Raw genomic sequence first — 11,981 nt, forward strand, 5'->3', positions numbered from 1 at the left:
GTTACTCGATTAACCATGGCGAGCAAGGTAGCGGCCGGCATGCCCCCGGTCAACCCCTCGCTCACCGCGGGTGGCCGCGGATCCGGCTCGCCGAAAAAGTGGTGCCGACGGCTCTTGACGGCCGTCGCGAAACGTGCTTAAACGTATAACCATGAATGCGGCGAAGCGGTCGACCTCCCGTGACGTGGCCGCGTTGGCGGGCGTCTCGGTGGCGACCGTCTCGTACGTCATGAACGGGCGCACCGACCGCCGGATCCCGGCAGAGACCCGGGACCGCGTGCTCGAGGCGGCGAACCAGCTCTCGTACGCGCCCAACCGCTCCGCCCGCAGCCTGCGCCGTCGTCGTACTGAGCAGGTGTGCCTCGTCGTCGGGTCCATCGGCGTCCCGGCCTACGACCAGATCGCTCGTGACCTGCACGTCCGCGCCGACGAGGCGGGCTACGGCGTCGTCACCGTCGTCGTCGACTCGCGGGCCCGGGCGGAGAAGACCATCGGCCTGCTGCATCAGCGGATCGCCGACGGCGCCGTCATCGCGCCCGACATCTGGCACCTGGTCGAGCCGGAGCTGGCCGGCCTGGCGCGCGGTGGGCTGCCACTGGTCGTCATGAGCAACACCGTGCGGCCGGACGGCTTCGACGTCGTCCGTGCGCCGGAGACCCCGGCGTGTGACGCGGCGTTCGACCACCTCTTCGGCACCGGCCGGCGCCGGGTGGCCTTCCTCGGCCACCAGCACGAGGTCGACGACGCCCAGCCGCGCCCGTCCGAGCGGCTGGCCGCCTACCTGTGCGCCGTCGACCGGTACGGCGCCGAACCCGACGAGAGCCTGATCGTGTCCGGCGCGCACGACCGCGTGGCCGCCTATCACGCGGTCACCGGCCTGCTCGAGCGGCCGGACCCGCCCGACGCCATCTTCGTGGCCTCCGTCCGGGCAGCCGTGAGCGCCATCTGGGCCGCCCGGGACGCTGGAACCGTGGTTCCCGACGACCTCGCCGTCGTCGGCGCCGGCAACCTGCCGGAGAGCCTGATCACCCGCCCGACGCTCAGCACGGTCGGGCCGTCCACCGAGGACGACTTCACCGAGGTCGCCCGTCTCCTGTTCGAACGTATCGACGCCGGCGTGCCGGCGGAGGGTCGCGAGCTCAGCGACCCCTGGTCCTTCCATCCTCGCGGTTCCAGCTGAATCGGCTGGACCGCCACTGAGAGGAGCACTGTCAATGGCGACACCACGACCCACTCGACGTCAACTTCTGCACTGGACCGGTGCCGGCGCGGTCGCCGGCCTGGCCGCGCCCTGGCTGAGCGGCTGTGCCGGAGCGCCGGAGTCCGAGACATCCGACGACGCCACCGGAGGCGGCGGTGGCGGCGGTGAGTTCACCGTCTACTGGAACGCCGGCCACGCCTACGCGGCCTACGACGAGGTCATCGCCGCCTTCGAGGAGGAGCACGACGTCACGGTCAACATGCAGAAGTACCAGTGGCCCGACCTGCGCACGCGGCTGCTGTCGGACTTCGCCTCGGGCTCCGCGCCCGACGTCGTCGAGGAGCCCGGCGGTTGGGTGCAGGAGTTCGCCATCTCCGGCGACGCGCTGTCGCTGCAGGAGTACATCGACGCCGACGGTGCGGACATGGGCTTCCCGGACGACTGGCAGCCGCGCACCATCTCGCGCAACTCCTTCGAGGACCAGGTCTACGGCATCCAGCTGCACCTCACCTGCACGATGCTGCTGTACAACCGCGCGATGCTGGACGCCGCCGGCGTCGAGGTCCCCGCCACCTGGGACGACTTCCTCGACGCCGCGATCCGCCTCACCGGCGACGGCGTGCACGGCGCGGCGCTCAACCAGGACGCCGGCTACGCCTGGCCGTGGCTGCTGCAGAACGGCGTGAAGTACTACGACACCGACAGCGGCGAGCTGCTCGTCCCCAACGACAAGGCCATCGAGGCGCTGCAGTTCCAGGCCGACCTCGTGCACAAGCACGGCGCGGCGCCGGTCCCGACACCGGGCACCGACTACTCCGGGCCGCAGAAGCTGCTGTCGGCCGGCCGGGCGGCGATGATCCTCACCGGCCCTTGGGACCTCGGCCCGATCCAGGAGACCAGCCCCGACCTCGACCTCGGCATCGCACCGGCTCTCACCCACGAAACCCAGGCCACCGTGCAGGCCGGCACCAGCGTGTTCATCCCGGCCAACGCCAAGAACCCCGACCTGTCCTGGGACTTCATCAAGCGCATCACCACCCTCGACGTCGAGCGGGCGGCCACCGAGGAGGTGGGCATGCTGATGCCGCGGCTGTCCTGGGTCGAGGAGCCGGTGGTCCAGCAGGACGAGCGGCTGGCCGCGTTCGCGCAGGGCTTCGACTACGCCATCGACACCACCGAGGAGCTGCGGCTCACCGGCAAGAGCGGCGAGGTCACCGAGCTGTTCAAGGTCCTCTACCAGGACGTGGTCATGAGCAACACCCCGGCGGAGCAGGCCGTCGAGACGTTCCTCTCCGAGGCGGGGAGGGTCCTGGAAGGATGAGTGCCCCGACGACGACGGCGACCGCGCCGCCCGGTGCCGCGCGGCCGGTGCGGCGTCGCCGCGGACCGTTCGCGAAGTCGCTGAACCGCCGGTACGTCATCACCGCGTACCTGTTCCTGCTGCCGGCGTTCGCGTTCTTCGGGCTGATGTTCTACCTCCCGATCGCCAACATGGTCTCCAGCTCGTTCCGCACCGGAGCGCAGGCCGACGTCTACGCCGGGATGGACAACTACACGCGGGCCTTCGAGGACGCCGCGGTGCGCAACTCGTTCACCGTCACCGTGATCTTCGGGGTAGCGACCACCATCGGGGCGATCGTCATCGGGCTGACGCTGGCGCTCTTGCTCAACCAGAAGCTGCGCGGGCGCGTCGTGTTCCGGGCGGCCCTGCTGGTGCCGTACCTGACCTCGGTGGCGATCGTCGGCCTGCTGTGGCGCAACATCCTCGACCCACAACTGGGCATCCTCAACCGCCTGCTGTCCGACCTGGGTCTGCCCACCCAGACGTGGCTGAACACCCACCCACTGGCCACCGTCATCGGCGTCACGCTCTGGATGACGGTCGGCTACACGATGGTGCTGTTCCTGGCCGGGCTGCAGGGCATCCCGGAGGAGTACTACGAGGCGGCCACCGTCGACGGCGCTGGCCCGTGGCAGCGGTTCTGGCGGATCACCCTACCGCTGCTGGCGCCGACGACGCTGTTCGTGTCGGTGATGGCCGTGATCAACGGGCTACAAGCGTTCGGTCAGGCGTACATCATCACCGGCGGCGGCCCGGCCGGGCGCACGGACCTGTACATCTTCCACGTCTTCAACGTCGCGTTCACGTCGCGCGACTTCGGCTACGCCTCGGCGCTGTCGTTCCTGCTGTTCCTGGTCATCGTCATCTTCACCGTGGTGCAGCTGCGGGTCGGCCGCAGGGGAGAGGTGCAGTACTGATGAGGTCCGCTCCCAACCCGCTGGCCCGGACGGCCAGCTACACCTTCCTGATCCTGGTCTGCGCGGTCACGGTCGTGCCGCTGCTGTACATGGGCGCTCTGTCGTTGCAGACCGAGGCCGAGACCCTTGCCGCGAACCCCGTGCTGTGGCCGGAGTCGCCGCAGTGGGGCAACTACGCCGAGCTGTTCGAGCGGGCGCCGTTCGGCAACTTCATCGTGAACAGCCTCATCGTGGCCGGCGGGATCACCCTGGCGCACCTGGTGTTCGACCCGCTGGTCGGGTACGTGTTCGCCAAGTTCCGCTTCCCGCTGCGCAACACCCTGTTCATCGCGCTGCTGGCGACGATGATGATCCCGCTGTTCGTGCGGATGATCCCGCTCTACGTGATGATGTCGAACCTGGGGTGGCTCGACACCCATCAGGCGCTGATCGTGCCCTTCCTCATGGACGCGTTCGGCATCTTCCTAATGCGCCAGTTCATCCAGCCGATCCCGGACGACCTCATCCACGCCGCCCGCATCGACGGCGCCTCCGAGCTGCGCATCTACGCCCGCGTGATCCTTCCCCAGGTCAAGCCGGCGCTGGCGGTGCTCGGCCTGTTCACGTTCGTCCACCAGTGGAACGAGTTCCTCTGGCCGCTGGTGGCGACGTCGTCGGAGGAGATGCGGACCATCCCGGTCGGGCTCGCCCTGTTCAAGCAGGAATACTTCACCCTCTGGCACCTGACGGCGGCGGGATCGGTCATCCTGTTCGTGCCGACTGTCCTGATCTTCCTGTTCAGCCAGCGCTACTTCGTCCGCGGCATCACGCTCAGCGGCCTGAAGTGACCCCGTCGTCCCATCGAAGGAGCTCCCCCCGTATGGCCGAGCACAGTCCCGGGTCCCCGAACGTCATCGTCGTCTTCACCGACCAGCAGCGCTGGGACTCCACCGGCGTGCACGGGAACCCGCTGGACCTGACCCCGGTGTTCGACCGGATGGCCACGCACGGCACCCACCTGGAGCAGGCGTTCACCGCCAACCCGGTGTGCGCGCCGGCGCGGGCGACCATCCAGACCGGCCGGTACGGCACGTCGACCGGCACCTTCCGCAACCAGATGCCGCTGCCCGCCGGGGCGCGCACGCTGGCGCACCACTTCGGCGACGCCGGCTACCGCACCGGCTACATCGGCAAATGGCACCTGGCCGACGAGGACCCCGTCCCGCCGGAGCAGCGCGGCGGCTACCAGCACTGGCTCGGCGCCAACCTGCTGGAGTTCAGCTCCGACGACTACCGCACGGTGGTGTTCGACGACGACAGCGAGCCGGTCCTGCTGCCGGGCTATCGCTCCGACGCGCTGGTCGACGCCGCGATCCGGTTCGTCGGCGACGCGGTCGGCGTGCCGGCGGCGATCGGCTCGGGCTCGGGCGACGACCCGGCTCCGGGGCGCGCGCCGTTCTTCCTGTTCCTGTCCCTGATCGAACCGCACCACCAGAACGAGGTCGACTCCTATCCCGCGCCGGAGGGCTACGCCGAGCGCTACCACGGGCGGTGGCTGCCGCCGGACCTGGCGGCACTGTCGGCGGAGGGCGGCACCGCCCACCAGCACATCGGCGGCTACTGGGGCCAGGTGCGCCGGGTGGACGAGGGCCTGGGCCGGCTGCTGGAGGCGCTGCGCAGCCTCGAGGTGCTCGACGACACGATCGTCGCGTTCACCTCCGACCACGGCTGCCACTTCAAGACCCGCAACAGCGAGTACAAGCGGTCCTGCCACGACGCCTCGATCAGGGTCCCGATGGCCGTGCGCGGCCCGGGGTTCGACGGCGGCGGGCGGGTGTCGCGCCCGGTCAGCGGCGTCGACCTGGCGCCGACCCTGCTCGACGCCGCCGGGCTGCCGGTGCCGGAGCAGATGCAGGGACGGTCCTTCCTGCCGCTGGTTCGCGATCCCGGCGCCGAGTGGCCCGACGACGTGTTCGTGCAGGTGAGCGAGTCGGAAGTGGGCCGCGTGCTGCGGACGTCGCGGTGGAAGTACTACGTCGCCGCGCCGGACGCCGACCCGTGGCACGACGCCTGCGCCGACCGCTACGTCGAGACCGCCCTCTACGACCTGGTGCATGACCCGTACGAGCTGGTCAACCTCGCCGGCGTCGAGGCGCACCGCGAGGTCGCCGACGCGCTGCGGCAGCGGCTGGCCGAGCGGATGGTCGAGGCGGGGGAGGGCAAGCCGGTCATCGAGCCGGCCCCGCCCGCGGACGCGAACAGCCAGCGCCGAGTGGACCCGGCGGTGCGGACGCTGTCAGTGCGGCCGGCGCGCCTGGGCCACCAGTAGGCCCTCTCCCCATGATCATCAACGGTTGGCGACGTCATGGCGTCGCCAACCGTTGATGATCATGGGGAGAGAGTTTTCCGCCGTTGTGTGCGGGTTGGTCACCTGCCGTTGGTGTGCCTCCTCCAGGGTGTGACACGCGACACTCCGTGCCCCCTCAGAACCGGAGGATCCCGTGCCCAGACTGCGCAGGCTGCTGGTCGGAGCAGGTGTCACCATGACGGTCGCCGGGCTGGTCGGCACCAACTTCGGGCCGGCCGGCGCCGATACCGCGGTCACCGAGACCGCGACCGGCGTGGTCTTCGAGGACCTGGACCGTGACGGCGTCCGCGACGCCACCGAGCCCGGCGTGCCCGACGTGCCGGTGTCGAACGGCCGCGACGTCGTGCTCACCGACGGGCACGGCCGCTACAGCCTCGCCGTCGACGACCAGACGATCGTATTCGTGAGCAAGCCCGCCGGCTGGATGGTGCCGGTGAACGACGTCCAGCTGCCGCAGTTCTACTACACGCACTACCCGAACGGCAGCCCGTACGAGCTGCGCTACGGCGGCATCGAGCCCACCGGAGCGCTGCCGGCGTCGGTGGACTTCCCGCTGCATCGCGACGACTCCCTGGACGAGACGTTCACCGCGCTCGCCTTCGCCGACCCGCAGACCCGGACCCCCGGTGAGATCGAGGACCTCGCCGTCGACGTCATCGCCGGCATCGTCGGGCACACCGACGCGAGCTTCGGGCTCACCGTCGGCGACATCGTCAACGACCCACTGGACCTGTTCGCCCTGCACAACGAGGCGGTGTCGCAGATCGGCATCCCGTGGTGGAACACGCCGGGCAACCACGACCAGGACTACGACGCGCCGACCGACGAGAACGCCACCGACACCTACAAGGCGACGTTCGGGCCGACCGACTACTCCTTCGACTACGGCGAGGTCCACTTCGTCCTCATGGACAACGTGGAGCATGCCGGGCCCGACCACGGCTACCGCGGCTACCTCAGCGACGAGCAGCTGGAGTGGCTGGAGAACGACCTGCGGCACGTGCCCGAGGACAAGCTCGTCGTGATCGGCACGCACATCCCGCTGGCCACCGACGCCACCACGTCCACCGGCGTCAACACCGTCAACATCGCCGACCTGTTCGAGCTGCTGGAGACCCGCGACCACGTCTACACGATCTCCGGGCACGACACCAGCAACAGCTGGCAGATGTACATGGGCCCCGAGCGCGGCTGGTTCGGCCCGGGCGCGTTCCACCACCAGGTCCTCGCCGAGGTGCGCGGCGGCGGCTGGACCACCGGCCCGACCGACGCCCGCGGCGTCCAGGCCGCCGACATGGCCGACGGCAACCCCAACGGCCACTACGAGATCGACTTCGACGGCACGTCCTACACGCCGACCTACAAGCCGGCCAGCCTGCCCGAGGACTACCAGATCCGCCTCACCTTCGACGGCGGCTGGGGCGACGAGGTTCGCGTACCCGGCGGCCCGAGCGGCTCGGCCGGCTTCGCCCCCGGTGACGTGACCTTCCACGCCCGCGACTGGATCGGCGGCAGCGTGCCCCGCCCGGCCGTGACGGCCAACGTCTTCGACGGCGGCGAGCGGCACACCGTCGAGGCCAGCGTCGACGGCGGCGCGTTCGTGCCGATGACGCACCTGGAGCCGTCGAACGACCCGTACATCTCCGTGCTCCACTCGACCCTGACCGGGTCCGAGCGGCCCGCCGCGCCGGAGCCGTCGTCGCACCTGTGGTCGTTGCAGCTGCCGCGCGGCCTGCGAACCGGCGAGCACACCGTCACCGTCCGCAGCACCGACCCCTACGGCCAGGTCTCCGAGACGTCGTCGACCTTCGAGGTGATCCCCGGCCGCCCGTGACCTCTCTGACGGGACCGGCCGGCGTCAGCCCGTAGGTGCGGCGCGGGCGCGCCGGCCCGCCCGGGCAGCGAAGTCGTCGAGCGCGGTGAGAACCTCGCGGGCCTGCCAGAACCGTCCTCGTCGGCGCCCGGAGAACTCGGTGATGATGCCCGCGGTCTCGAGCTGCCGAATGGCCCGGTGGGCGTTCGCCGACGTCGTCCCCAGGACGGCCTGCGCGGTGGCCGCGTCGATGACCGGTTGGCGCAGCAAAAGGTCGATCAGGCGCCAGACGGCGGAGTCGCGCCGCGCGGTGACCTGTTCCCCCCAGCGGGCACGGACGGTCTCGAGGTCGCCCACCAGCTGTCGGCCGTTGGCGACGGCGATGAGTGCCGCCTCCGACATCGCGACGACAATCGGCGCCGGGTCGCCTTGTCGGTAGCTGGTCAGAGCCGCGAAATAGCCGTCGGTGTCGGTGAGAAGGCCGGCCGACACCGGCACGGTGACATGCTGGCTGAGACCTTTGGCCCGCAGCAGCGCGTGGATCAGGGCACGGCCGGTGCGGCCGTTGCCGTCGGTGAACGGGTGAATGGTCTCGAACTGGGCATGCACAAGCGCCGCGTGCGTGAGGGCGGGGATGTCGTCGCGTCTGGCGAACGCGATGAGGTCGTCGATCGTGGCGCGGACGTGTGCGTGATGTGGCGGAACGAAGGCTGCCTCGTGCGGCCCCACGCTCGTGCCGCCGATCCACACCTGTTCCTCGCGCCATCGGCCGGGTGCGTGTTGCGGTTGATGCGCCATCAGGGCGGCGTGCATCGCGAGGATGGCGTCGGCGTCGAGCCGATCGGCAAGCTGGACCGCGGCCTCCATGGCTCGGACGTTGGCGACGATCTGCGCCGCGTTGGTCCGGGCGCCGTCGTCGAGCTCGGCCAACGCGATGGCACGGGCGCCGGAGGTGAGGTTCTCGATCTGCGAGGACGACGCGGACTCCGAACGGAGCAGCAGCGCGCCGAACGGGGCCACCTTGGAGCCCACCTCGCCGTCGTACCGGGCGATCTCGACGGATGCTTCGTCCGCCAGCGCCAGGACGGCGGAGGGGAGTGTGACCTGGATGCCGGCGACAGACGGGACGACAGCGGCGCGGTACGGCCCGGAGTGACGCTCCCGGAGGCGACGCGAGACAAGATCGCGCGGCAGCGAGGAACGCCAGGGGTGCTCCTCCCAGCCAAGAGGCGGCCACGGCGTATCCGATGCCATACCGCCAGCTTAGCATCGGATACGCGAATATCCGATGCTAAGCTGATTGGGGACGTATCAGGCCGCCTGGGAGACCGACGACATGTTGAAGTCGGGCACCCGCAGCGCGGGCATCGCGGTGCGCGGGAAGTAGTCGCCCCACTCGCGGCTGAAGGTGGGCACCGTCGCGCCGGCGTGGGAGAAGCGGTCGAGCAGGGCGATCGGGCTCTCGTTGAACCTGAAGTTGTTCACCGCGCCGGTGACCTCGCCGTTCTCGACCAGGTAGACGCCGTCGCGGGACAGGCCGGTCAGCAGCAGCGTCTGCGGGTCGACGGCGCGGATGTACCAGAGGCAGGTGAGCATCAGGCCGCGCTCGACCCCGGCCGCGAGGTCCTCGACGCCGCCGGCGGATCCGTCGACGGTGAGGGCGAGGTTGTCGACGGCCGGGGTGCACGGAAGTCCAGTCAGGCCGGCCGAATGGCGCGTCTGGATCAGCGCCCGCAGCGTGCCGTCGTCGATCCACGACGTGCGCCCGATCGGCAGGCCGTTGTCGAAGACGCTGGACTCCGACGACGACGCGTGCGCGAGCACCGTCGGCGCGCACTCCAGACCCGGCGCGGACGGGTCGGACCACAGCGACACAGGGTGCTTCGAGAGTCGTTCGCCGACCCGGGTACGTCCGCCCGGCGCGGAGTAGACGGACTGGCCGTCCACGGCGTCGCGGGCGCTCATGGTCCAGTAGGCGTAGATCATCAGATCGGCGACGGCCGTCGGCGGCAGCACGGTGTCGTAACGGCCGGCCGGCAGGTCGACGGAGCGTTGCGCCCAGCCCAGCCGCTTGGTCAGCTCCGCGTCCAGCGCGGCGACGTCGACGTCGGCCAGGTCGCGGGAGGACTGCCCGACCCACGCCGAGCGGGACTTGTCCGCGGACTTCCCGGTGATGCCGATGTGCCCGGTCGGCTGCTCGTGCCGCACTCGCAGCCCGGTGGAGACGCCCAGGTAGGTGGTGCGCACGCCGTGCTCGAGGTAGCCGTAGAGCAGGCGCTGCTCGTCGTCGGCGCGGCCGAACGCGTCACCGAGCCCGGGTGCGATGTGCGCGAACACGTCCGGCGAGGTCTTGCCGGCCGGGTCGGACCAGTCCGGCGACCCGTCGCCGTCGACCATCGGCTGGGCGTCCTCGGCCGGGCCGTTGTCGCGGGCGGCCTGCTCAGCGGCGCGGACCAGCGGCTCCAGCCCTTCCGGCGTGACGGCGCTGCGCGCGACCACCCCCGACGCGACACCCTGGGCACCGTCGACGGTGGCGACGACGGTGACCTGGCGGGCGCGCATGACCCCGTTGGTGGTGAGCGCGTTCGTGGCCCAGCGCAGGTTCGCCGTCGAGCTCTCGTCGACGAGCACGACGCTGCCGCTGGCCTTGGACAGCTCCAGGCAGCGCTCGACGATGTCCTGAGGCGTCATGATGCCACTCACTGGCCACCCTCCTCGGCGGTGTTGAGGATGCGGATGTCGCGGAACAGGGCCGACGGGCTGCCGTGCGACACCGGCGCGATCTGCCCGGGCTGGGCCTTGCCGCAGTTGAAGGCGCCACCCAGCACGTAGGTCTGCGGACCGCCGACCGCGGCCATGGAGCCCCAGAAGTCGGTCGTGGTGGCCTGGTAGGCGACGTCGCGCAGCTGGCCGTCCAGCTCGCCGCCGCGGATGCGGTAGAACCGCTGGCCGGTGAACTGGAAGTTGTAACGCTGCATGTCGATGGACCACGACTTGTCGCCGACGACGTAGATGCCGTCGTCGACCTGGGCGATGAGCTCCTCGGTGGACGGCCCGCCGTCGGCCGGCTGCAGTGACACGTTCGCCATCCGCTGCACCGGTACGTGACCGGGTGAGTCGGCGAACGCGCACCCGTTGGAGCGGCTCGTGCCCAGCGCGCTGGCGTTGGCCGCGGCCATGGCGCGGTCGAGCTGGTAGCCGACCAGCGTGCCGCCGCTGACGATGTCCCACCGCTGGGTCTGCACGCCCTCGTCGTCGTACCCGATGGTGGACAGGCCGTGCGGGACGGTGCGGTCGCCGGTGACATGCATGACCGGTGAGCCGTAGCGCAGCGTCCACAGCTGGTCGAGCGTGGCGAACGAGGTGCCGGCGTAGTTGGCCTCGTAGCCCAGCGCGCGGTCGAGCTCGGTGGCGTGCCCGATGGACTCGTGGATGGTGAGCCACAGGTTCGTCGGATCGATGACGAGGTCGTAGCGGCCGGCATGGACGCTCGGCGCGGCGAACTTCTCCGCCAGCAGTGGGCCGAGCTCGTCCAGCGCCGCGCCCCAGTCGACGACGCCGTCGGCGCCGGTGGCGTACTCCCAGCCGCGCCCGGCCGGCGCCGGGAGCGTCCGCATGGTCTCGAACCGCCCGGTGGCCGGGTCGACCTTGACCGCCTCGAACACCGGGTGCAGCCGGACCCGCTGCTGCGTGGTGACGGTGCCGTGGCTGTCGGCGTAGAACTTGTTCTCCTGCACCTGCTGCAGCTGCGCGGTGACGTGGTCGACGTCGGACTGGGCGAGGACGCGCACGGAGTTGCCGACCATCCGGTCGATCTTCTCGGTGTCCGGGACGTCGAACGGGTTCACCTCGTACGCCGACACCCACGTGACGTCCGGGTACACCGGCTCGTCGGCCAGCTCGACCTTCGTCGGGCTGAGCCCGCGGGAGACGCTGGCGAGGTCGACCGCCTGCTCGGCGGCCTTGGCGGCGTCGTCGACGGTGAGGTCGACGGCGGCGGCGAAGCCCCAGGTGCCCTGGTGCAGCACCCGGACGGCGAAGCCGACGTCCTCGCCGTCGCGGCCGCCCTCGAGCTTGCCGTCGCGGAAGGACAGGTCTTGGGACCGGATGCGCTCGAGCCGGAAGTCGGCGTGCTCGGCGCCCAGCTCACGGGCTCGTTGCAGAGCGGCGTCAGCCAGCGAACGCATCGGGAGGGCCAGGAAGGCGGGATCGATCTCGTGCGGCACGAAGCCGAGCCTAGACCAGCGGTCCGACGCCAGTCACCTCCATGATCAACTCTTGCCCGGTCGTCGAAGCGCGGGTGCGACGACGCGCTCGCTCAACGGGGGCCCTGACGGACAGCGGTCCGGTGGGCGTCGTGG

Annotated in this window: 9 protein-coding genes; 6 read left to right on the forward strand and 3 right to left on the reverse strand. The window is 70.5% G+C overall.

Features of this window, described 5'->3' with window-relative positions:
• The first annotated feature begins 151 nt into the window (after window positions 1-151).
• From E1269_RS08145 to E1269_RS08170, 6 genes are all read left to right on the forward strand, one after another.
• Window positions 152-1,180: a LacI family DNA-binding transcriptional regulator gene (locus E1269_RS08145; RefSeq protein WP_131893199.1), complete on the forward strand. Its 1,029-nt coding sequence runs from the start codon at window positions 152-154 to the stop codon at window positions 1,178-1,180.
• A gap of 34 nt (window positions 1,181-1,214) precedes the next feature.
• Entirely contained in the window at window positions 1,215-2,522 is a 1,308-nt protein-coding gene (locus tag E1269_RS08150; RefSeq protein WP_131893200.1) for an ABC transporter substrate-binding protein, read from the forward strand.
• Window positions 2,519-3,460: a carbohydrate ABC transporter permease gene (locus E1269_RS08155; protein WP_131893202.1), complete on the forward strand. Its 942-nt coding sequence runs from the start codon at window positions 2,519-2,521 to the stop codon at window positions 3,458-3,460. The genes E1269_RS08150 and E1269_RS08155 overlap by 4 nt, the downstream gene beginning before the upstream one ends.
• On the forward strand, window positions 3,460-4,287 hold the full coding sequence (locus tag E1269_RS08160) for a carbohydrate ABC transporter permease (RefSeq protein ID WP_131893204.1): 828 nt from the start codon (window positions 3,460-3,462) through the stop codon (window positions 4,285-4,287). The genes E1269_RS08155 and E1269_RS08160 overlap by 1 nt, the downstream gene beginning before the upstream one ends.
• A gap of 32 nt (window positions 4,288-4,319) precedes the next feature.
• Window positions 4,320-5,768, forward strand: a complete 1,449-nt coding sequence (locus E1269_RS08165) for a sulfatase family protein (RefSeq protein ID WP_131893206.1) — start codon at window positions 4,320-4,322, stop codon at window positions 5,766-5,768.
• Between the two features lie 172 nt (window positions 5,769-5,940).
• Window positions 5,941-7,641, forward strand: coding sequence for a calcineurin-like phosphoesterase C-terminal domain-containing protein (locus tag E1269_RS08170; protein WP_131893208.1), 1,701 nt, complete (start codon window positions 5,941-5,943; stop codon window positions 7,639-7,641).
• A gap of 24 nt (window positions 7,642-7,665) precedes the next feature.
• On the opposite strand, the gene E1269_RS08175 is transcribed toward E1269_RS08170, so the two are convergent.
• Genes E1269_RS08175 through E1269_RS08185 form a run of 3 tightly spaced genes read right to left on the reverse strand, consistent with a single transcriptional unit; the run spans window position 7,666 to window position 11,807 of the window.
• Complete coding sequence (locus E1269_RS08175; protein WP_131893210.1) at window positions 7,666-8,874, reverse strand: Fic family protein; 1,209 nt, start codon at window positions 8,872-8,874, stop codon at window positions 7,666-7,668.
• Between the two features lie 57 nt (window positions 8,875-8,931).
• Window positions 8,932-10,311 carry a metallopeptidase TldD-related protein gene (locus E1269_RS08180; protein WP_131893212.1) on the reverse strand — a complete coding sequence of 460 codons (1,380 nt, stop codon included), beginning with the start codon at window positions 10,309-10,311 and terminating at the stop codon, window positions 8,932-8,934.
• Between the two features lie 8 nt (window positions 10,312-10,319).
• Window positions 10,320-11,807 (reverse strand): TldD/PmbA family protein, encoded by a 1,488-nt coding sequence (locus E1269_RS08185; RefSeq protein WP_131893307.1) that lies wholly within the window; start codon window positions 11,805-11,807, stop codon window positions 10,320-10,322.
• Between the last annotated feature and the right edge of the window lie 174 nt (window positions 11,808-11,981).

Origin of the sequence: Jiangella asiatica, from assembly GCF_004349065.1 — a bacterium.
GTDB classification, from domain to species: domain Bacteria; phylum Actinomycetota; class Actinomycetes; order Jiangellales; family Jiangellaceae; genus Jiangella; species Jiangella asiatica.